This is a genomic window from Cognatundibacterium rivi (genome assembly GCF_018139565.1).
GTDB lineage: Bacteria > Pseudomonadota > Gammaproteobacteria > Burkholderiales > Burkholderiaceae_D > Undibacterium > Undibacterium rivi.
In genome coordinates this window covers 340,455-361,405 of record NZ_JAGSPK010000003.1, presented here as the reverse complement: position 1 = coordinate 361,405, position 20,951 = coordinate 340,455, and the positions used below count along the sequence as shown (strand labels likewise).

Below are 20,951 nucleotides of genomic sequence, written 5' to 3'. Positions count from 1 at the left end.
AGAAGTGTTGCCGTCAGCGGAATAGAAATTCTATTAAGATAGGCGAATGAGCAATGGATGCATACAAAAACTCAAACAAGAAATTCAAACAAGAAATTCAAACAGGAAATCATGATGTTAACGACGGAACAAATCACCCGATTTACGCAAGACGGTTACGTCATCGTGCCGGATTTTAAAACCGCAGCTGAGATCGCTGGCCTGCGTGAACGTGCGGCGCAGATCGTCGATGCGTTCGACCCTGCGCAATCCCGTTCCATCTTCACGACCAAAGAGCAGGAACAACATATCGATCACTATTTCTTAAATTCAGCGAATAACATCAGCTGTTTTTTCGAAGAAGAAGCGTTTGATGCGCAAGGCAATCTGCGTCAGGATAAATCGCTGTCGATTAATAAAATCGGTCATGCGATGCATGATCTTGATCCCGTGTTCAGCGCTTTTTCACGTGGCCCTGCGCTGGCTGAAGTGGCGCGCCAACTCGGTTTGCAGCAGCCGCAAATCTGGCAGTCGATGTATATCTTCAAGCAGCCTGGCATCGGCGGCGAAGTGCGCTGGCATCAGGATGCGACTTATTTTGAAACCGACCCGGTCAGCGTTACGACTTTCTGGTTTGCGCTCGAAGATGCGACGCTGGACAACGGTTGTCTGTGGGCAGAACCGGGTGGACACCGCACGGCTATGCGCGAACGCTTTGTGCGCGAAGGTGATCTGGTGCGCGTAGAAAAACTCGATGCCACACCGTGGCCGGACGATAGCACTGCCGTGCCGCTTGAAGTCAAAGCGGGCAGTCTGGTCTGTTTTCACGGGCTGCTGCCGCATTACAGCGCGCCGAACCGCTCGCCGGTATCGCGTCATGCCTACACCCTGCATGTCACCGATGGCGCAACGCGCTATTCGCCGCAAAACTGGATACAACGTGATGCCAGCTTTCCGGTGCGCGGCTTCTGATCAGTATCCGCAGCGACAATAATTAATCACATTCAACAACGTTCAACAATAATTAAAACGAGAGACTATGACGACAGCAAACACGATGCACCCGTTTGACGAAGCAATACAACTGACGCCGCAGGGCGATCACTACCGTGGCCAGACTTCGGCAAAATACGCGAATATGGTCGGCCCGTTTGGCGGCATCACGGCGGCAACTTTGCTGCGCGCCGTGATGGATCATCCTGAATGTCAGGGCGAGCCGCTGGCGCTGACCGTGAATTTTGCTGCGCCCGTTGCCGACGGCGCATTTGACCTGATTCCCAAGCTGATCCGCACCAACCGTTCAACCCAGCACTGGAGCATAGAGTTAGTGCAGCACGGCCAGATCGCAGCGACAGCCACTGCCTTGTTTGCAACGCGCCGTGAAACCTGGTCGGCAACCGAAGCGCAGTTTCCCGACGTTAGCGATGTCGGTGAAGGCATGGAAATTCCGCCAACCGGGCTGGCATGGGTGAATCGTTACCATATCCGCACGCTGCGCGGCCATCTTGGGCTGACCCCGGCATCGCAGGAAACGAGCAGCGACACCGTGACGCAGCAATGGATACGCGACGAGCCGCCACGCGTGATGGATTTCTGTTCGCTGACGGCGATTGCCGATGCGTTTTTTCCGCGTATTTACATCAAACGCAAACAGGCGGTGCCAGCCGGAACCGTTTCACTGACCGTGTATTTTCATGCGGATGCCGCAACGCTGACCGCACATGGGACGCAGTGTGTGCTGGGATATGCGCGCGCGAATCGTTTTTATAATAATTATTTCGATCAGATCGCTGAATTGTGGACGCCGGACGGCGCATTACTGGCAACCACCACACAGGTCGTGTATTACAAACAGTAATTCTGCGCACGTTAAAAAAGGCAGCACCGCGATTCAAGCTGTGCTGCCTTTTTTGTTGCGGCGGCTCATACAGAGAACCTGTTCCATGCGCGTCTTATGGTCGCCCTGCGGCAACCCAGTTCAGTAATTCATCGAGTGCAGGTTTGGCTTTGCTGGCTTCATCATGGTTAATCATTGCGACAACGATCCATGCCTGATCGTGAATGTCGCGCACATAACCGGCAATCGCCGTGGTGTTTTTCAGGGTGCCGGTTTTGATGCGGGCGCGGAATTCGGCGGCGCTGCCTTTCAGGCGTTTGCGCATGGTGCCATCGAGCGCGGCGACTGGCATGCTGGAACTGAATTCCGGGTTCCATAAACTACGCGCACCGACCGCTAAAATTGCCGCCATCTGATTTGCGCTGATGCGCTCTGTGCGTGATAAGCCTGAGCCATTTTCCAGCACCAGCCCGGCATCACTGATCCCGCGTTTCGCCAGCCAGTTTCTGATACGCGCATCGGCTGCCTGCAAGGTATTGCCGTTGGTTTTGTCAGGCGATTCTGCGCCCAGCGTCAGAAATAAAATCTTCGCCATCGCATTATCGGATTGCTTGTTGACGATACGCAGCGTGTCAGCCAGCGTTTCCGATGCACGTTCATGCAAGAGTGTCGTATTTGACGGCACCAGCCCATCGCGCACCTGACCTTGCCAGCTACCGCCCATTTCCTGCCACAGCGCACGGAACATGTGCGCGATGTACTGATTGCGTTCGATGATATTCAGGTACGTCGTGATTTTGCAGCGCCGTGGAAAGCCGCCGCTGAGCATGATCTCGATCTGGTCTTTACGCTGAAATTCGATGACGGGTGCTTTCCATTCGCTTTCCCATTCGGCGCAGGATTTTTCATTGAAGTGCAGATGATTTGAAAATTTGATCTTGTCGAGCGGTGTCAGCAAACGGGTATCGATTTTTTCGGCGGTCGATTCGATACTGAACGAAGTCAGATTGCTGTGGATCAGTAAGGCATCAGGAATCACGTTGTAATACGCGTCGGGATGTTCATCAAATGGCGGTGCGTCTATGTCGAGGCGCTCCGGCTGAAAATAACTGCGGTCCAGAATCAGATCGCCATTGATTTTGCGTATGCCTTGCGTGCGCAAAGCGCGCAGCATGACACTGAATTTTTCCCAGGTCAGATTCGGGTCGCCGCCACCGCGCAAATACAGATTGCCGTTCAGGGTTTCTTTTTTGAGCGGCTTATCAGCAAGAAATTGTGTCTTCCAGCGAAAGGTCGGGCCCAGCTCTTCGAGTGCAATCAGGGTTGTCAGCAGCTTCATGGTCGATGCCGGACTAAAGCTGGCATCGGCATTTTGCTGTAATACTGGCGTCGCTGTTGCCGGATTCAGCGGTATCACCACCGCACTCATCGCTGCAGACGGAACCGGAGAATGACGGAAAGCGTCTTCTACTTTCAGCGGCAGCACAGTTTGTGCCAGCAGGCTGCCTGAATACAGCGTTGAAGATAATATGCCCAGCAAGCACGACGTCAGTTTCAGCATGGTGATCCTCTTTCTTCGATGCTGCATTGTAGAGGAATGCAGCAGGCAGCAACAGTCTGCGGACGCTCTGTAAGCCATGACAGATTCGCTCTGTCGTATGCCTATTCCTTATCGCTAGCTGCGAAAAAACGCTGTTTCAGGACATAAGCCCTTGATTTCGTTATAATTTCGCCCTTCCTTCGTCACCGGTCACCGCCATGAGCTTGCTCGTTAATCAAACTGAACTGTTATCCCCCGCTAAGAATGTCGATATCGGGTGCGAGGCTATCCTGCATGGCGCGGATGCGGTGTATATCGGCGGCCCGTCGTTTGGTGCGCGTCACAATGCGAGTAATGAACTCAGCGATATCGCCGGGCTGGTGCAATTCGCCCATCGCTACCATGCGCGTATTTTTGTGACCATGAATACGATATTGCATGAATCCGAACTCGAACCGGCACGCAAACAGATTCACCAGTTATACGAAGCCGGTGTCGATGCGCTGATCGTGCAGGACATGGGCATACTCGAACTCGATATTCCGCCGATACAGCTACACGCGAGTACGCAGTGCGATATCCGTGGCGTCGAGAAAGCGAAATTCCTCGGCGATGTCGGTTTCTCGCAATTGGTGCTGGCGCGCGAACTGACGATAGAACAGATCAAGGCGATTAAAGCTGAAGTGAAAACCCCGCTGGAATATTTTGTCCACGGCGCTTTGTGCGTGGCATTTTCCGGCCAGTGTTATATCTCGCATGCGGATAATGGCCGCAGCGCGAATCGTGGCGATTGTTCGCAAGCCTGCCGTTTGCCTTACACCCTGACTGATGGCGAGGGCAGGGTGGTCGCGTACGAAAAACATTTATTGTCGATGAAAGACAATGACCAGAGCCGCAATCTGGAAGCGCTGCTTGATGCCGGCGTGCAATCGTTAAAAATCGAAGGCCGCTACAAAGACATGGGCTACGTCAAAAATATCACGGCGCATTATCGTATGTTGCTCGATGAAATTTTAGAGCGCCGACCAGAATTCACGCGTGCCTCCAGCGGCCATAGTCAGATTGCGTTTACACCGGATGTCGATAAAAATTTCCACCGTGGTCACACCGATTATTTTGCCAACGGGCGCTTAGATAATATCGGTGCGTTTGATTCGCCGAAATACGTCGGTCTGCATCTCGGTTATGTCACGCGCATAGGCACGACCTGGTTTGAGATCGAAGCGAATGAGCCTATGGCGAACGGTGATGGTCTGAACTACATGCACAAACGCGAAGTGATGGGCATACAAGCCAATACCGTCGAGCACATGGGCAAAAATGAGAATGGCGATGTCTGGCGCATTTCTCCGAATGAAAAAGTCAGCGAGCTGACCGGCCTGAAAGTCGGCATGCTGATTAACCGTAATCGCGATCAGCGCTGGGAACAGGCGTTGACCAAAAAATCGGCAGAGCGCCGCGTGCCGGTCTGGCTGACGCTCAACGACGATAGCGACGGACTGACGCTGACTATGCATGATGCCGATGGCGTCACTTCATCAGTACACACAGTGCTGGCGCTGGAGCCAGCGCAGCAGGCTGATAAAGCCGAAGCATCGCTGCGCGACAGTCTCGCCAAGCTGGGTAACACCATGTTTGAAGCGGCGAATGTGGATCTGCGTTTGCGTCAGCCGTGGTTTGTTCCTTCTTCTGTCATCAATGCATTGCGCCGCGATGCGGTGGCAGCGCATGAGGCGGCGCGGGTCGTGGCCTGGCCACGCCAGCCGCGCACACCGGCAGTGGAGCCGCCAGTCACTTATCCTGAAACCACGCTCAGTTATCTGGCGAATGTGTATAACAGCAAGGCGACCGCATTTTATAAAAAGCATGGCGTACAACTGATCGCCGCCGCGTATGAAGCGCATGAAGAAGCGGGCGAGGTATCTCTGATGATCACCAAACATTGCCTGCGTTTTTCATTTAACCTGTGCCCGAAACAGGCGAAAGGTGTGAAGGGCGTGCAAGGGCAGGTGAAGGCCGAGCCGATGACGCTGGTCACCGGTGATGAAAAATACACGCTCAAATTTGATTGCAAACCCTGCGAAATGCACATCATCGGCGTGATGAAAAAACACATACTGCAATCGCCGCCGCCATCGTCGGTGCCTTACAGCCCTATGGTGTTTCACAAGACCCGACCAGCGGCAAACTGATCTGTTTCGCAAATGACGGGCGTTGAACGCTAAAAAAAGGCTGAACATGTTCAGCCTTTTTTTATATCGTCGCGGGATCAGCGCATATCAAATAATTCCTGATGGAAGTCATTGCCAGACAAGCCTTTTGCCAGCATATCCTGACGCAGCGCTTTGCCGAAATTTTTCGGTCCGCAGAACCAGATGCTGGCGGATGACCATGCCGGTACGGCAGCGCAAACCCGATCTGCACTAAGCCTGCCATCGGCATCCGAACGTAAGACATGCAAACGCACGCCAGCCTTGTCGGCACTGGCTTGTACCTTGGCAATGAAGCCTTCATCCGGTGCCGCCGTGCTGTAAAACAAATCGATCTCACGCGCGTCGGCCTGCTCTGCCAGTGACTGCATACGGGCGATGAACGGGGTGATGCCTATGCCACCGGCAATCCAGATCTGGCGCGATTTATTATCGTCAAAGGCGAAACGTCCGTACGGGCCTTCGACTTTGACCAGATCACCGGTTTTCAATGTTGCCGGTAAGCTTGCGGTGTAATCGCCTATGCCTTTGATCAGAAACGTCAGCCTGCCATCGTCATTCCATGCCGAAGAAATGGTGAACGGATGCGGGCCTTCACTCGTGTTAAACGTCAGGAACGCAAACTGGCCGGCGGCATGACCGCTCCAGCGGTCTTTCAGATGAATCACCACTTTCAGCACACGATTATCGGTGTGATACTGAATCTCTTCGATCGCACCGACTGCCTGCCGCTGTGCGCCAACTTTACGGAACAGCGACATCAAAGCAGCGATGGTGCCGCCCGCCATCAAGACTGCCATCAGCGGCGCGATCAGGTGATCCCAGTAGGTGTACTTCATCAGCACCGTCGAATGGAAGACCAGCACCAGATATGCAATCGCCAGCAAGCGATGGGTTTTAAAGAAATAGCGATACGGAAAACGTTTGATCAGCGCCAGAGCTATCAACAGCACCATCGCGTAAAACGCCCACTCACCTATCTCTTCGGCAAAGTGACGCTGGCTTTGAAAAAACTGAAACAAGGGCACGGTCTGCTCGGCCGCCGGTTTGCGTGCAGGCCGCGTCAGCCAGCCCCAGCCGACCATCCATTTCGGCCCCTTCGCCCATAGCCAGTGAATCACGGAAATCACCAGCGCCGTGATGCCCAGCCATTTGTGCAGGCGATACGATTTATCCAGACCGCCCAGCAGATTTTCTGCAATCGCCGGTCGTATCGCCAGCAGCATGCCTATACTCATCACACCGATACCGATAATGCCGGTGTAATTCATGACAGAAGTACGTAAGGCGAAGAAATTATAAGGCTCGCTTAACACCGTATCGGCGAGCAGCCACAAGACGCTCAGCAGTGCGATGAGCAGCAGATATATCCTTTGAATATTTTTCATTGTTGACTTTCAGCATCAGACTTTCAGCCAGCCCTGTTTCATCGAAAAGCCAATGATCATCAGCAGCATTGCGCCGTAATACATGGTTTTCCAGACGAAGCCGGGCTTCTCTTGCGATGCATCGCCGGCGCGGGTTGAAAACTGGAAAATACCCCGATGTTTGTAAGTGCAAATGGCAAACAGGATGAAGGCGGTACCGGTGAGCGCCTGCGGGAGTAACTGCGTTTTCCAGGCAGTAACTAAATCGTAAGCGCCGAGCAGGCCGAAAAAAATCAGCCAGACCCACGCATGTGGTGCGGTGATTTTTTTTGTTTGAGGTGTAGTCATGCAGAGTGCCTTGAATTTTTTTAATACCAGTGGCGACGCCGCTAAAGCGGGCTGAAGGTCGCCGGATTTGTAGGACATTGATGCATGGCGCTAAGTGTTGCGGCATCTCGCCAACGACATCGTCTGCGGCATTGTTGGTGCTGGCAGCAGCGCTTATTGCGGCCAATTGTGCTTCAATATACTACCGGGGAGTATATTTTAAACCCCTTATTCTACGCTAAGAATAAGGTGGAAATCGAAGATACTCCCCTGTTTTTACTCTATGCCGGGCATGTTTCGCTGTTTGTATTCTGCTTCACTTTTTCCACGGCAGCATGCGCAGCATCGTGCCATCTTTGACGATGAAGTGATGCCACAACGCTGCCAGAACGTGGAAGCCCACGACAAAATAAATCGCTTCACCGACCGTTTCATGGAGTTCCTTGATGCTGCTTTTCAGTTCCGGATTCGGTGCGATCAGTTGTGGCAACAGCATGCCGAAGAAACTGACATCGCGTCCGCCCGCCTGATAAAACAGCACGCCGCTCAAAGGCAAACCCAGCATCATCAGATACAGCACCAGATGCACCAGATGTGCACTACCGGTTTGCCAACGTGGGCCCGGTAAAGCGGCTGGTGCTTTGAAGGTGAACCGCAGTGCTAGGCGAACCAGTACAAATAAAAACACCAGTTGCCCTGCCAGCATATGCACCGACTTCAAGGTGTCGCGCAAAGGCTCGCCTTTCGGAATATCTTCCCTGACCTGAATTGCTGCGAGCACGACGGCGATCAGAATGAACATCAGCCAATGTAAGGCTGCCGAGAAAGGGTGATAACGTGAAGTTTGCATATTCTTTGTACCTGGTGAAACACTGCGCAAAACACAGCGGGTTGGGGAAAAGAAATGGAATGAAAGCATAGCGCATGGCATCCAGTCAACCCGGCGTCATGCAGCGGTGATTCATACTAACCGACCCGTCAGCGGTATGACCAGCACAAAGCTATGATCTGCATCAATACATGCGGAGTAAAAAGCCCTTAATGAATGAGAAGTATTCGCGTAGCCAATCGTTATATCGTATATACAGCGGCGTCGCTGCACCGGCCGTCTGCACAGATGACCAACCCAACCGGTGTGCAATCATGCGCGCCCGCAGCACGTGAAAATCACTGCTGACGATGAGTATTCCATCTTGCGGCATCACCGCATTTTTTTCCAGCAAAGGCTGGCTGAATAACAGATTTTCATACGTTGTGGTGCTGCGTTCTTCCTGAATGATACGCTCGGCCGCCAGCCCGTGCGCGCGCAGATAATCGCCCATGATCTGCGCTTCGCTACACGGCAGCGTCCAGTTTTTTCCACCTGTGACCAGCACCTTCGCCGCAGGCAAACGCCGCGCCCATTCCAGTCCTAGATCCAGCCGCGCCGCTAGCGTTGGTGATGCACTGCATTTCAATGAACCCGAGCCCAACACCATGATAGCTTTGACCGCCGCCGTCTTTTTATCGGTCAGCCCGGCGGCATCATTGCTGCGTTGTAAGAAAATGAAAAACAGAACCAGACTCAGCAACCACGCGCCAGCCAGCAACCGCGCCAGCATCCAGACTTTCTGTCGCCATAATTTTTGCGAACGCCAGCGCCCGAATTGCTGCGATTTCCAGCGTAAGACCATCAGACCACAACCGATGCACAGCGGCAGCACCACGCCAAAATTCACCAGCCCGGTGGACATCAGAAAAACCGCATCGACGACGAGCAGCGCGGCGATCAATACAGTGACGATGGAAAACAACTGACGAAGAACACTGGCAGGCATGGCGTATTTAAAAAAGACAACAGCAGAGGTGCAAAACCTTAGCATACTGTGTTGGTAAATTCATTCGGAACATATTGGTGTTAATTTGGTGACCTCGACTGGTCAGTGAAGCATACTTCGGGTGAACGAAAAATAAAAAACGATCTTAGATTTATAAATCTGAATCAATAAAGCTTCCATTTTTTTGATTAGTATTTGTATGTGGTTTGATTTGAATTTATTTCTGTTGCCGTCATCGACGATATTTTTCTGTAACGTCAATATTTGTTTTCATAATAAGGAATTCATGATGATTTCCCGGCGGACATTTACACTTTCGGCGCTGGCTGCGGTTGGTGGGGTGACGACGTTAACATCGTGTTCGTCGGGAGCTGAGGGGCGTTACGATGTTGCGAGTCGCGATCTCTGGCGACACAGTGCGGTGATTCCGAAGGAAAAGGCGGCGCTTTTGCATGAGCTGGTGCGCTATGCGACGCTGGCGCCGTCGAGCCACAATACGCAATGCTGGAAATTTCATATCGGCGACAACGCGATTTCGATACTGCCGGATTTTTCGCGCCGATGTCCAGCGGTTGATCCTGATGATCATCATCTTTTTGTCTCGCTTGGTTGTGCCGCAGAAAATCTGGCGCAGGCTGCGTTGGCGCATGGGCTGATGGCGCACAGCAGTGTTGATGCAGCGGCGGGGAACGCACTGCGCTTATCGCTGGAACCAACGCGTGCGCTGGCATCGCCACTGTTTCAGGCTATTCCTGTGCGTCAGAGTACCCGTGCTGATTACGATGGCAAACCTTTGACGACATACGAACTCGATTTATTGCAGCGCGCTGGTAGTGGCAACGGTGTGCGCCTGATCTTACTGACGCAACGGACAGCGATGGAGAATGTGCTGGAATACGTTGTTCAGGGCAATACCGCGCAGATGCAGGATCGTGCTTTCATTGCAGAGCTGAAGAAGTGGATGCGTTTTAATGCGGACGATGCGATGCAAATGGGCGATGGGCTTTACTCGGCCTTGTCCGGCAATCCATCGTTGCCTTCGTCGCTGGGCAGCGTTTTATTTGATTTGTTTTTCACGCCGAAAAGCGAGAACGATAAATACGCGAAACAGGTGCGCAGTTCAGCGGGGATTGCGGTATTCGTTGCCGATGGCAGCAGCCCTGCCGATTGGCTGGAGGTGGGGCGCTGCTATGAACGCTTTGCGCTGCAATCTGCGGCGCTGGATATACGTAATGCATTTTTAAATCAGCTGGTCGAGGTGTCTGCATTGCGCCCCCAGTTTGCCAATTTTCTAGGTATTGCGCCGCGCAGACCTGATCTGGTGGTACGTTTCGGTCACGGTCCCAGAATGGCATCGTCGATGCGGCGGCCAGTGCAGTCAGTGCTGGTCTGAAAATACGCCGGGCTACACATCTGCAGTCAGCATCCTTTTCATTAGCTGAATATACCCCGGGGAGTATATTTACAGCCCTTTATTTTACGCTGACAATAAGGCGAAAAACGAAGATACTCCCCTGAAAATGGGGATTACGGGAGTATCACCAGACCAGAATGCTGATGCGAATTGCGGTCGCCGCGACGGTAGCTGCGATACAGGAATTTGCCATCGGTGTGGCTGCTGCACAGCGTGCAGGAATGGCCTTTGTCGATCTGCTGTACACCAGCTTTTTGTAATTCGATGACGGCAATCGCATTCAGATCCAGATGCCGGTATGACGGTGTGATGAGTTCGGCCGGATGATCCGCAAACGCATCGACAAATTCCTGAGCGAGCTCTGCGCTGACTTCAAAGCAGCAGGCGTTGATATGCGAACCGATGGCCGCGACCCAGTCTGCCGGATCTTCCCCTTCGGCGCGCAGCCGTTGCCACAATGCGCCAATCACGCCATAACGCAGACCACGCCAACCCGCATGAACTGCCGCAATCGCTTTGCCGTCGCGCCGCGCAAACAGCACCGGCACGCAATCGGCGGTAATGACCGTCACCGGTATACCCGGCTGGCGGGTATAAAAACCGTCGGCGCCGCCGCACATTTGTTGCGCTGTGGTGATCTCGACGATCTCCGTTCCGTGCACCTGAGTTTTCTCCGGCACGCGATGCCAATACGGGCTGAGCGCGCGCGGTACCAGATGCCGCGCCGTACCAAAACCATATTGAATACCGGGAATAGCAGCGAGCAGCGGAGAGGTCAGGGACATGTCAAGGGGAATAAAAAATACGGCGCAATTCAGCGAATTCAGTTCGATACCAGCTCATACCTCAGCAATAACGGATTTGTCGTGGCAAGTCCACGTATTGTACGTTTGTGAGTTTTCTGGGCGGCACTATTTTAATCCAGGTACAGCTGATGCAGGTGATCGACACTCTTTGCGGCTATGCATGCGTAAAAAAGCCTGATTGCGTATCACATCCCCCTGAAACGAAATTGATAACGCTGACTGACCGGAAGACGGGCGCTGTGCTCACGAAGACTGAGCCAAACTGCGTCATTCACATCGCGGTTAACGCTGGCAATACGTTTTACTGCAACGAGGTAGCCGCGATGAATTTGCCAGAATCCAGCTTCTTCCAACATGCTCGCCAATTCTTTCAAAGGGGTGCGTATGTGTGCCTCGATGGTATCTGTCACCACACGCGTATATTTCAATTCGGCACAAAAATAGATCACGTCGCTGAGGTCAATAAAGTGGATAGTATTACCGACCGCTGCTTGTAACCATGCCGGTGGTGCCGTCTTGTGCTGCTGATTTTCCTGAATCTTTTGCATTACGCGACTGATGTCCGGTGGTGGTGTCCTCATACGTTCACGCACTCTGGCAATGGTACGCGCCAGTCGCGCCGGAGTGCTGGGTTTGACGACGTAATCGAGAGCTCCTTCTTCAAAGGCAGCAATCGCATGTTCTTGAAATGCAGTGACGAAGACCACGTGTGTGCGTTGCGCAAACGTTTTTGCAACGTCTAATCCGTTCAGGCCTGGCATACGGATATCCAGAAAGGCAACATCCGGTGCCATTTCTCTTGCCATGCGCAGGGCTTCAAATCCGTCGGCAGCTTCTGCGATGATCTTCGCTTCCGGCCACAATAACGCCAGCGATTCACGCAATTCCGCTCTAAGTAGCGGTTCGTCATCCGCGATCAGTACACGTGGTGCTTTTTCAGAGTTGTCAGAACGGTTCATGATGTAATGTTGCTTGCGGGTATAAAAATGGATATGAGCAAACCAACCGTGATGATGGTGTTCATGTCGTTGATGAGATGAGTGGCACGATCAGTTCCGCCACGGTGCGCTTTTCAGGTGTCATCCGTAATTCAAAACGTGCGTCACCAGCGTACAACGCTTGCAGGCGTTCGCGCAAATTGCGTAAGCCTACACCATGGCCGATCACGTTTTGTTCGAGACCTGCTCCGTTATCACTTACGATCACATGCAGGCAGCCATTTTTTTCCTCTGCCTGCAACAGGATGTCGACCTGTCCCGGCTGGCGTTCGACACCATGCTGTACGGCATTTTCCACCAGTGACATCAGCATCATCGGGGGTAAGGCGATGTCACGCAGTGCCGGCACGTAATTCAGTTGAAAACGCAGACGGTCGCCAAAGCGTATTGCCATCAGTGCCAGATAGTTTTCTGCCAGTTCAAATTCTCTGCCGACGGTGGACATCGGTTGGCGTAAATCGGGAAGCGCGCTTTGCAGATAGGCAATCAGATGATCCAGCATTTGCACCGCCTTATTGGGATCATGGCGAGCCAGATAGCGACTATTTGCCAGCGTGTTGTAAAGAAAATGTGGCTCCACCTGCGCCTGCAAAGCTTTTAGTTCAGCGGCTAAAGCTAATTGTTTTAAATTGGCGATCTGCACTTCACGCGATTGCGTCTGGTTTCTCCACAAAGGCAGGCCGAGTAACAGGCAGGTGAATATCTGGGAGCTGACGAAGGCCTGAACGGAATTCAGTCCATCTAACTCGTTTGTATTTACCCACCAGTCGTAGCCGTGCAGCGCAGCCCATGATGTCAAGCAGGACAGCGATAACAGCCCGAACCATACCAGCAGCCAGTTACGTCCTTTTTTCAACAACCGCATAACGAGCAGCAATATCCACGCTGTTAAACACAAGGGGAATGCCAGTAAGCCGAATAATCCCAGCCAGGCTTGTGCCTGCCATTGTATCTCCAGAAAAATGACAGCCGCCAACATCAGGAGACTCAGAATTAGCTGTGATAATGAAAAACCCATTAGCGCTATTACTGCCGATCCTGCATCGTCAGTAATATGCTGGTCGCGTTTGTCCGACGGGCTGTGCCACAGCAGGCGCTTGCCAGCTGTGGTCAGAAAAGAGAAGGAGTTTAACTTCACAGCGCAGGCTTGGTCGGTAAAGATTTGACTGGTTTCATTTTATCCACTGGGATATCTGACCCTACTATTTCCAGCTGCAAATCATCTAACCAGACCTGACCTTTTCCTTCATCAATGACCCCAAACGCAATGGCTTTGGCATCGGCAGGCACGTCCAGCACCACGCTGCGCAATTGCCAATCGCTTGTACCTTTAATGGGTTTGTCCTGGCTATTATAAAAAGGAGAGTCTTCTCTTGAAGTTGTATCGACCCTCATCCACAAGCCAGCCCAATTATCGACATCTTTTGTTTTTATTCTTGCCTGAAAGCGCACCCGCTTGCCGCGATACTGATCAGCTGCAATCATTTGCATCAGCGTTCCCCAACTGCTCTCATCGCCACTAACGTAGCGGATAAATTTACTGCCTTTGCCAGAGGTGGTCTGGTTGCGGTCGATTCCTATCTGGTAGGATTTCGGCGATGCACCAGCCAGGTCCCAAGGTGGCGGAAGTTTTTCCAATGATTCAGCAGCCAGTGCATATAACGATGTGGCGGCGAGTACTGACAAAATAATATATCCGGGTTTCATTTTTTCTCCTTTTCATGACGACATGTCATGGAGCGACTTTGCCAGAGACAAGTAAAGTCGTGGCTGTCTTGCGACAGGCGCATGATTTTAACGATAAACGCTGTCACTGGAAGATAAACGGACTACGGACAATCCTATATATTTTCCTTTCCCTGATTTTTTATTGCTGTCGTCTCTCCGCGGTCCGCTTCTGGTTCACTTCTTGCATGTCCGCTTTCTGTTTAGTTTTTTTAAAGCATTCCGCTGACCATGCCAGTTTCCAAGTCTGATCCTTTGCCAGAACATAGCAGCCTGAAGATTGTGGTCGTCAATACTGTGAATTTGCAGGATGACGCGCAGCAGCCGGATGCGGATGCACGTGCGGCGCTGGAGGCGCAGCAGGCGCGGTCGCGGGCGCTACGGATAGGCTTGCTGCAGGCGGGCTACAACATTATTGCCTCGATCCCGGGTGATATTTACATGATAGAGCGCATTGCGCAGTTGCAGCCGGACATGATCATCATCGATGCCGAATCCGACGCCCGCGATGTACTGGAACACATGGTCTTTGCAACGCGTGATGCGCCGCGCCCTATTGTCTTGTTCACCGAAGACGGCAATCCTTCGCAACTGGCGGCGGCGATGGAAGCGGGCGTGTCGGCGTATGTGGTGGCGGGTTTGCAGACGGATCGGGTAAAGCCGGTGCTGGATGTGGCGATGGCGCGGTTTCATGCAGATCAGAAGCTGCGTACAGAATTATCCGATACCAAGGCGCGACTGGCGGAGCGTAAAACCATAGAGCGTGCCAAGGGATATCTGATGGAGCGCCATCATTTATCCGAGAACGACGCTTACCAGCGTTTGCGTAAGCAGGCGATGGAAAAAAACATGAAACTGGTTGATCTTGCCCAGCGTTTGCTGGATGCCTCGGATTTATTGGGCTGACGCTTTGCGGGTGTTCTGCTTTGGTGCGTCGCACAACTAAAGTGCGTTGGCATGGGCTTGCCACCTCGTTATTTCGCGGGACGCCACTCTGAGTAATCGCTGGCACAGCAATTGCTCATACAAATTCAAGCGCCAACGATGGCGTCAGTAAAATGCAGTACCAATCAACCGGCGAACAAAACTGCCGGGAATAAAAGGAAATATAGCGTTCACCGCTAACGGCGGCGGTGTCGTTCAGACAAAGGTGTCTTTCCATCTGTTTTTTCAAAGCGGATGGCAGGCACCTTTTTTGTTTTTTGGTAGGGCTGACGCAAAGTTGTCCTGGCAAGGCATGGCGACGAAGACAGTACGAATAGTACGGCGAGGAGCCATAACGCCGCTGGGGCGGTTTTGCGTCAGCTCTGTTGGGATTATTTTTTATTCGCTGGAGTGAACATGACTAAGCCGCAACAACCTCAGAATCAGGAAATCCACCATGATGAAGCAAAGATCAATTTGCCGCGTCGCAGCTTGTTGCAAAGCGCTGGCGTGTTTGCGGGAGCCAGCATGATGGGCTTATCAACCGGCGGTGTCTGGGCTGCGGGCTCAGATAAACCAGAAAAAACAGAAGTCCGCATCGGCTTTATTCCACTCACGGATTGCGCTTCCGTGGTGATGGCATCGGTGCTGGGCTTTGATAAAAAATATGGCATCAAGATCGTTCCGACCAAAGAATCATCCTGGGCAAGTGTGCGCGATAAGCTGGTCAATGGCGAGCTGGATGCGGCGCATGTTTTGTACGGTTTGCTGTATGGCGTGCAGATGGGCATCGGCGGCGCGAAAAAAGATATGGCTGTGCTGATGACGCTGAATAACAATGGTCAGGCGATCACCTTGTCAAAGAAACTTGCCGAACAAGGTGCAGTCGACGGTGCCGGTCTGGCCAAACTGATGGCACGTGAAAAACGTGAATACACGTTTGCCCAGACTTTCCCGACAGGCACGCACGCGATGTGGCTGTATTACTGGATGGCAGCCAATGGCATTCACCCGTTGAAAGACGCAAAAGTCATTACCGTACCGCCACCGCAGATGGTCGCGAATATGCGGGTTGGCAATATGGACGGCTATTGTGTCGGTGAACCGTGGAACCACCGCGCGATTGCCGATGGCATCGGCATTACGGCAGCGACGACGCAGGATATCTGGAAAGACCATCCGGAAAAAGTGCTCGGTACCACCGATGAGTTCACCAAAAAATATCCGAACACTGCGCGCGCGATGACGGCGGCGATACTGGAAGCGAGCCGATGGATCGATGCATCGTTGTCGAATAAAACAAAGATGGCAGAAACGATCGCCGACAAATCGTATGTAAATACCTCGGTCGATGTGATTAATCAGCGCATTTTAGGCCGCTATCAGAATGGTCTGGGTAAAACCTGGGACGACCCGAATTACATGAAATTCTTTAACGATGGTGCGGTGAATTTCCCGTATCTGTCGGATGCGATGTGGTTCATGACCCAGCATAAACGCTGGGGCTTGCTGAAGACAGATCCGGATTATCTGGCGGTGGCAAAAGCAGTGAACCGGATTGATATCTACAAAGATGCAGCAGCGATGGCGAAGGTGAATGTGCCTAAAGACGCGATGCGCAGCAGCAAACTGATGGATGGCACGGTGTGGGATGGTAAGAACCCTGCAGCGTATGCCGCCTCGTTCAAAATCAAAGCCTGACACGCGGTTTCGGGAGGAAAGTATGACGACCCTAGTACATGATGCAATCGGCGCCACAGAAAAACTGACTACTGCAGAGATCAGCAACGGCACTTCAGCAAGCGCAGTAACCGCGGTAACTGCCACATCAACGGTAGCAGCGGTAACTGCAGGCGCAGTCGCAAACACAGCAGCACCGGTAAAACAGGTGCAGCGTTCATTCCGGCCTTTGTTGCTGAAAGTATTGCCGCCCTTGTTTGGTATCGCGCTGATGGTGCTGATCTGGTCGATTATCGCGGTGAAAGACTCTTCTTTCCCCTCGCCATGGGTGACTTTGCAGGAAGCGATCAAAGTTTTTTCTGATCCGTTTTATCAGAACGGGCCGAATGATCAGGGCATAGGCTGGAATATTTATGCCTCGCTGAAACGCGTTGCGGTCGGTTTCGGGCTGGCTGCGGTTGTCGGTATCCCGCTGGGTTTTCTGATTGGACGTTTTTCATTTTTATCCGGCATGTTCAACCCTGTCATCAGCCTGCTGAAACCTGTGTCGCCACTGGCATGGTTGCCTATCGGTCTGCTGGTTTTCAAGTCGGCGCATCCGGCAGCGATCTGGTCGATTTTTATTTGCTCGATCTGGCCTATGGTGATCAACACCGCGATCGGTGTGCAACGGGTGCCGCAGGATTATATGAATGTGGCGCGGGTACTGAATTTGTCGGAATGGAAAATCGTCACCCGCATTTTATTGCCCAGTGTGTTGCCTTATATGCTGACCGGCGTGCGCCTCGCGATCGGTACTGCCTGGTTAGTGATCGTGGCGGCAGAAATGCTGACTGGCGGCGTCGGTATTGGCTTCTGGGTCTGGGATGAATGGAATAACCTGAATGTACCGCACATCATTATCGCCATCATCGTCATCGGCCTGGTTGGTCTGATACTCGAACAGATACTGGTTGCTGCTGCACGCGCATTCACCTATGAAGATACGGGAGCATGAACATGGAAACGATGAGCAATGCCGCAGATAAAAAAATCCGTGAAATCGATCAGAAGTACATAGAAATCAATCAGGTCGAGATGCGTTTCGATACGCGCAAAGGCAGCTTTCATGCGCTGCGCGAGATTAACCTGAATGTGGCGAAAGGCGAATTTGTGACGCTGATTGGTCACTCCGGCTGTGGCAAATCGACCTTGCTGAATCTGATTGCCGGCCTGACCAAAGCCAGCTCCGGCACCTTGCTGTGCGCGCACCGCGAGATCGCAGGGCCATCACCGGAGCGCGGCGTGGTGTTTCAGAATCATTCGCTGCTGCCGTGGCTGACCTGTTTTGAAAATATTTATCTGGCGGTCGAACGTGTATTCGGTGCATCAGAAAATAAGACCAAGCTGATCAAGCGCACCATGCATGCGTTATCGCTGGTCGGGTTAACGCATGCAGAGAAAAAACGTCCGAATGAAATTTCCGGCGGCATGAAGCAGCGCGTCGGCATTGCCCGCGCACTGGCCATCGAGCCGAAAGTCTTACTGATGGACGAGCCTTTCGGTGCGCTTGATGCGCTGACCCGTGCGCACTTGCAGGATGAATTGCTGAAGATCGTCGCCAAGACAGAATCCACGGTTGTCATGGTGACGCACGATGTGGATGAGGCGGTGTTGCTGTCAGATCGCATCGTCATGCTGACCAACGGCCCGGCGGCAACGATAGGTGAGATTTTGCATGTCGATCTGCCGTGTCCACGTGATCGTGTGGCGCTGTCGCAGAATCCTCAGTACGCCGCGTATCGCAGCGAAGTGCTGGAATTTTTGTATCACCGTCAGTCGCATCCGGCAAAGGATGTGGCGTAAGCCCGGCAATCAAAACAGAACAGGGACATACAATGAAAAAGCTCAAACTGGTGATGGTCGGGAATGGCATGGCGGGCGTACGCACGCTCGAAGAACTGCTGAAGATCGCCCCCGATCTGTATGACATTACGGTCTTCGGCGCCGAACCTTACGCGAATTACAACCGGATTTTATTGTCGCCGGTACTCGCTGGCGAACAAACCATCAAAGACATTATGCTCAATGATGTGGACTGGTATGAGGAAAACCATATCACACTGCATCTGGGGAAAAAAATCGTTCGCATCGATCGTGTGAAACGGCTGGTAATTGCAGACGATGGCACGCAGACCGAATACGACAGACTCTTGCTGGCAACCGGCTCCACGCCGTTCATGCTGCCGGTGCCGGGCAAAGATCTGAGTGGCGTGATTGCCTATCGAGATATCCACGACACGAATGCGATGATCGCTGCTGCCGAACAGCATACGCATGCCGTGGTGATCGGCGGCGGATTGCTCGGGCTGGAAGCGGCGAATGGCCTGAAAATGCGCGGCATGCAGGTCTCGGTCGTGCATTTGCCTGGCTGGCTGATGGAAAGGCAGCTCGACCCGGTAGCAGGCAAGATGCTGCAAAAATCACTGGAAGACCGCGGCCTGAATTTTTTACTCGAAAAAAATACCGAAGCCATACTCGGCGATGAACAAGGCCAGGTCAAGGCAATCCGTTTTACCGACGGGCTGGAAATTCCCGCGCAACTGATCGTGATGGCGGTGGGGATACGACCTAATACCGCACTGGCCGAATCTGCCGGCTTGTACTGCAATCGCGGCATCATCGTCAACGACACCATGCAAACCTATGACCCGCGTATTTATGCCGTTGGCGAATGCGTGAATCATCGAGGCACGGTATATGGTCTGGTTGCGCCTTTGTTTGAAATGGCCAAAGTCTGCGCCAATCATCTGGCGAATTTCGGCATCGGGCGTTATCAGGGATCAGTGACATCGACCAAACTTAAAGTGACCGGCATCGATCTGTTTTCTGCCGGTGAATTTATGGGCGGTAACGATACCGAAGAAATCATTTTGTCCGACCCGATAGGCGGCGTTTACAAAAAGCTGGTGCTCAAAGATGACAAGCTGATCGGCGCTTGTCTGTATGGCGATACGGTGGACGGCAGCTGGTATTTCAAACTGCTGCGCGAAGGAAAAAATATCGCAGAGATTCGCGATACGCTGATGTTTGGCGAATCGAATACCGGCGATGTCGGCCACGAAGGACATACCAAAGCAGCGGCGATGCCGGACAGCGCCGAGGTATGCGGTTGCAATGGCGTGTGCAAAGGCACCATCGTCAAAGCGATCAAAGAAAAAGGTTTATTCACGCTGGAAGATGTACGCAAACACACGAAAGCCTCGGCTTCCTGCGGTTCGTGCACCGGGCTGGTCGAGCAGATCATTATGTTCACGGTGGGCGGCGATTACTCTGCAACGCCGAAATCCAAGGCGATGTGCAGTTGCACCGACCATTCGCACGCGGCAGTAAGACAAACGATTAAAGAGCAGCATTTGCTGACGGTGGCCGCCGTGCAGCAATTCATGAACTGGCGCACGCCGAATGGTTGTGCGAGCTGTCGCCCGGCGCTGAATTACTACCTGATTTCCACCTGGCCGCGCGAAGCGATTGATGATCCGCAATCACGATTCATCAACGAACGTTCACATGCAAATATTCAGAAAGACGGCACTTATTCCGTGATTCCGCGCATGTGGGGCGGCGAAACCAATGCGTCGGAACTGCGCCGGATTGCCGACGTGGTCGATAAATACCAGATACCGACAGTCAAGGTCACCGGCGGTCAGCGTATCGATTTACTTGGTGTCAAAAAGCAGGATTTACCGGCGGTGTGGAGCGATCTTGGTATGCCGTGTGGCCTTGCGTATGCCAAAGGTTTGCGCACAGTGAAGACCTGCGTCGGCAGCGAATGGTGTCGCTTCGGCACGCAGAATTCCACTCTCATGGGACAACAACTGGAACGCGAATTAGCGCGCATGTATGCACCGCATAAGGTCAAGCTGGCGGTATCCGGCTGCCCGCGTAATTGCGCAGAGGCGGGGATTAAAGACGTTGGTGTGATCGGCGTCGATTCCGGTTGGGAGGTGTATGTCGGCGGTAATGGCGGCATTAAAACCGAAGTTGCGCAGTTCTTCGTCAAGCTGAAAACACATGAAGAAGTGATGGAATACACCGGCGCGTTTTTGCAGTTATACCGCGAAGAGGGCTGGTATCTGGAACGCACTGTGCATTACCTCGCGCGCGTCGGTCTGGATTATGTGAAGAAAATTATTCTGGAAGATGAAAGCAGACGTCAGGAGCTGTATCAGCGCTTGCTGTTTTCGCTGGAAGGCGAGAGCGATCCGTGGCATGCACCTGAAAAAGCGCAAGTCGATACGCGCCAGTTCACTGCATTGACGGTGTGATTTTTTCGTCGCTGCCAGCA

The 20,951-nt window shown here is 52.7% G+C and carries 18 protein-coding genes; 9 read left to right on the top strand and 9 right to left on the bottom strand.

Going from position 1 to position 20,951, the window contains the following annotated elements:
* Positions 1-111: 111 nt before the first annotated feature.
* Together KDM87_RS10245 and KDM87_RS10240 are read left to right on the top strand one after the other, a co-directional pair.
* Positions 112-951, top strand: coding sequence for a phytanoyl-CoA dioxygenase family protein (locus KDM87_RS10245; RefSeq protein ID WP_230407693.1), 840 nt, complete (start codon positions 112-114; stop codon positions 949-951).
* Between the two features lie 67 nt (positions 952-1,018).
* Complete coding sequence (locus tag KDM87_RS10240) at positions 1,019-1,837, top strand: acyl-CoA thioesterase (RefSeq protein WP_212678979.1); 819 nt, start codon at positions 1,019-1,021, stop codon at positions 1,835-1,837.
* Positions 1,838-1,931: 94 nt separating this feature from the next.
* Here KDM87_RS10240 and dacB read toward each other — a convergent pair whose 3' ends face one another.
* Entirely contained in the window at positions 1,932-3,377 is a 1,446-nt protein-coding gene (gene dacB / locus KDM87_RS10235) for a D-alanyl-D-alanine carboxypeptidase/D-alanyl-D-alanine endopeptidase (protein WP_212678978.1), read from the bottom strand.
* A 197-nt stretch (positions 3,378-3,574) separates the two neighbouring features.
* On the opposite strand from dacB, the gene KDM87_RS10230 reads away from it, so the two are divergent.
* Positions 3,575-5,548 (top strand): peptidase U32 family protein, encoded by a 1,974-nt coding sequence (locus KDM87_RS10230; RefSeq protein WP_212678977.1) that lies wholly within the window; start codon positions 3,575-3,577, stop codon positions 5,546-5,548.
* Positions 5,549-5,625: 77 nt separating this feature from the next.
* On the opposite strand, the gene KDM87_RS10225 is transcribed toward KDM87_RS10230, so the two are convergent.
* From KDM87_RS10225 to KDM87_RS10210, 4 genes are all read right to left on the bottom strand, one after another.
* Positions 5,626-6,954, bottom strand: a complete 1,329-nt coding sequence (locus KDM87_RS10225) for a ferredoxin reductase family protein (protein ID WP_212678976.1) — start codon at positions 6,952-6,954, stop codon at positions 5,626-5,628.
* A 15-nt stretch (positions 6,955-6,969) separates the two neighbouring features.
* Positions 6,970-7,281: a hypothetical protein gene (locus tag KDM87_RS10220; RefSeq protein WP_212678975.1), complete on the bottom strand. Its 312-nt coding sequence runs from the start codon at positions 7,279-7,281 to the stop codon at positions 6,970-6,972.
* A 295-nt stretch (positions 7,282-7,576) separates the two neighbouring features.
* Positions 7,577-8,110 carry a cytochrome b gene (locus KDM87_RS10215; protein ID WP_212678974.1) on the bottom strand — a complete coding sequence of 178 codons (534 nt, stop codon included), beginning with the start codon at positions 8,108-8,110 and terminating at the stop codon, positions 7,577-7,579.
* A 163-nt stretch (positions 8,111-8,273) separates the two neighbouring features.
* Positions 8,274-9,077: a YdcF family protein gene (locus tag KDM87_RS10210; protein WP_212678973.1), complete on the bottom strand. Its 804-nt coding sequence runs from the start codon at positions 9,075-9,077 to the stop codon at positions 8,274-8,276.
* 286 nt (positions 9,078-9,363) lie between these two features.
* Here KDM87_RS10210 and KDM87_RS10205 point away from each other — a divergent pair, with 286 nt between their 5' ends.
* Positions 9,364-10,470, top strand: a complete 1,107-nt coding sequence (locus KDM87_RS10205; protein ID WP_212678972.1) for an Acg family FMN-binding oxidoreductase — start codon at positions 9,364-9,366, stop codon at positions 10,468-10,470.
* Positions 10,471-10,604: 134 nt separating this feature from the next.
* On the opposite strand, the gene KDM87_RS10200 is transcribed toward KDM87_RS10205, so the two are convergent.
* The 4 genes from KDM87_RS10200 to KDM87_RS10185 all read right to left on the bottom strand — a co-directional run bounded on the left by KDM87_RS10200 (position 10,605) and on the right by KDM87_RS10185 (position 14,002).
* Positions 10,605-11,276, bottom strand: coding sequence for a purine nucleoside phosphorylase YfiH/LACC1 family protein (locus KDM87_RS10200; RefSeq protein WP_212678971.1), 672 nt, complete (start codon positions 11,274-11,276; stop codon positions 10,605-10,607).
* 206 nt (positions 11,277-11,482) lie between these two features.
* Positions 11,483-12,256, bottom strand: coding sequence for a LytR/AlgR family response regulator transcription factor (locus KDM87_RS10195; RefSeq protein WP_212678970.1), 774 nt, complete (start codon positions 12,254-12,256; stop codon positions 11,483-11,485).
* 61 nt (positions 12,257-12,317) lie between these two features.
* Positions 12,318-13,274, bottom strand: coding sequence for a sensor histidine kinase (locus KDM87_RS10190; protein ID WP_212678969.1), 957 nt, complete (start codon positions 13,272-13,274; stop codon positions 12,318-12,320).
* A 155-nt stretch (positions 13,275-13,429) separates the two neighbouring features.
* A complete protein-coding gene (locus tag KDM87_RS10185) occupies positions 13,430-14,002 on the bottom strand; it encodes a transcriptional regulator (RefSeq protein ID WP_212678968.1) in 573 nt (190 codons plus the stop codon).
* A 249-nt stretch (positions 14,003-14,251) separates the two neighbouring features.
* Here KDM87_RS10185 and KDM87_RS10180 point away from each other — a divergent pair, with 249 nt between their 5' ends.
* The 5 genes from KDM87_RS10180 to nirB all read left to right on the top strand — a co-directional run bounded on the left by KDM87_RS10180 (position 14,252) and on the right by nirB (position 20,931).
* Positions 14,252-14,926, top strand: a complete 675-nt coding sequence (locus tag KDM87_RS10180; RefSeq protein ID WP_212678967.1) for an ANTAR domain-containing response regulator — start codon at positions 14,252-14,254, stop codon at positions 14,924-14,926.
* A 435-nt stretch (positions 14,927-15,361) separates the two neighbouring features.
* Entirely contained in the window at positions 15,362-16,645 is a 1,284-nt protein-coding gene (locus tag KDM87_RS10175; RefSeq protein ID WP_212678966.1) for a CmpA/NrtA family ABC transporter substrate-binding protein, read from the top strand.
* Between the two features lie 22 nt (positions 16,646-16,667).
* Positions 16,668-17,621 carry a nitrate ABC transporter permease gene (gene ntrB, locus KDM87_RS10170; protein ID WP_212678965.1) on the top strand — a complete coding sequence of 318 codons (954 nt, stop codon included), beginning with the start codon at positions 16,668-16,670 and terminating at the stop codon, positions 17,619-17,621.
* Positions 17,622-17,623: 2 nt separating this feature from the next.
* Positions 17,624-18,469 carry an ABC transporter ATP-binding protein gene (locus tag KDM87_RS10165; RefSeq protein WP_230407692.1) on the top strand — a complete coding sequence of 282 codons (846 nt, stop codon included), beginning with the start codon at positions 17,624-17,626 and terminating at the stop codon, positions 18,467-18,469.
* 32 nt (positions 18,470-18,501) lie between these two features.
* Entirely contained in the window at positions 18,502-20,931 is a 2,430-nt protein-coding gene (gene nirB, locus KDM87_RS10160; protein ID WP_212678964.1) for a nitrite reductase large subunit NirB, read from the top strand.
* Positions 20,932-20,951: the final 20 nt, after the last annotated feature.

What these genes read in the sequence shown, in the direction of transcription:
- KDM87_RS10245 (WP_230407693.1), top strand. Translation starts at nt 112, where the DNA reads ATGATGTTAACGACGGAACAAATCACCCGATTTACGCAAGACGGTTAC.
- KDM87_RS10240 (WP_212678979.1), top strand. Translation starts at nt 1,019, where the DNA reads ATGACGACAGCAAACACGATGCACCCGTTTGACGAAGCAATACAACTG.
- dacB (WP_212678978.1), bottom strand. Translation starts at nt 3,377, where the DNA reads ATGCTGAAACTGACGTCGTGCTTGCTGGGCATATTATCTTCAACGCTG.
- KDM87_RS10230 (WP_212678977.1), top strand. Translation starts at nt 3,575, where the DNA reads ATGAGCTTGCTCGTTAATCAAACTGAACTGTTATCCCCCGCTAAGAAT.
- KDM87_RS10225 (WP_212678976.1), bottom strand. Translation starts at nt 6,954, where the DNA reads ATGAAAAATATTCAAAGGATATATCTGCTGCTCATCGCACTGCTGAGC.
- KDM87_RS10220 (WP_212678975.1), bottom strand. Translation starts at nt 7,281, where the DNA reads ATGACTACACCTCAAACAAAAAAAATCACCGCACCACATGCGTGGGTC.
- KDM87_RS10215 (WP_212678974.1), bottom strand. Translation starts at nt 8,110, where the DNA reads ATGCAAACTTCACGTTATCACCCTTTCTCGGCAGCCTTACATTGGCTG.
- KDM87_RS10210 (WP_212678973.1), bottom strand. Translation starts at nt 9,077, where the DNA reads ATGCCTGCCAGTGTTCTTCGTCAGTTGTTTTCCATCGTCACTGTATTG.
- KDM87_RS10205 (WP_212678972.1), top strand. Translation starts at nt 9,364, where the DNA reads ATGATGATTTCCCGGCGGACATTTACACTTTCGGCGCTGGCTGCGGTT.
- KDM87_RS10200 (WP_212678971.1), bottom strand. Translation starts at nt 11,276, where the DNA reads ATGTCCCTGACCTCTCCGCTGCTCGCTGCTATTCCCGGTATTCAATAT.
- KDM87_RS10195 (WP_212678970.1), bottom strand. Translation starts at nt 12,256, where the DNA reads ATGAACCGTTCTGACAACTCTGAAAAAGCACCACGTGTACTGATCGCG.
- KDM87_RS10190 (WP_212678969.1), bottom strand. Translation starts at nt 13,274, where the DNA reads ATGTTGGCGGCTGTCATTTTTCTGGAGATACAATGGCAGGCACAAGCC.
- KDM87_RS10185 (WP_212678968.1), bottom strand. Translation starts at nt 14,002, where the DNA reads ATGAAACCCGGATATATTATTTTGTCAGTACTCGCCGCCACATCGTTA.
- KDM87_RS10180 (WP_212678967.1), top strand. Translation starts at nt 14,252, where the DNA reads ATGCCAGTTTCCAAGTCTGATCCTTTGCCAGAACATAGCAGCCTGAAG.
- KDM87_RS10175 (WP_212678966.1), top strand. Translation starts at nt 15,362, where the DNA reads ATGACTAAGCCGCAACAACCTCAGAATCAGGAAATCCACCATGATGAA.
- ntrB (WP_212678965.1), top strand. Translation starts at nt 16,668, where the DNA reads ATGACGACCCTAGTACATGATGCAATCGGCGCCACAGAAAAACTGACT.
- KDM87_RS10165 (WP_230407692.1), top strand. Translation starts at nt 17,624, where the DNA reads ATGGAAACGATGAGCAATGCCGCAGATAAAAAAATCCGTGAAATCGAT.
- nirB (WP_212678964.1), top strand. Translation starts at nt 18,502, where the DNA reads ATGAAAAAGCTCAAACTGGTGATGGTCGGGAATGGCATGGCGGGCGTA.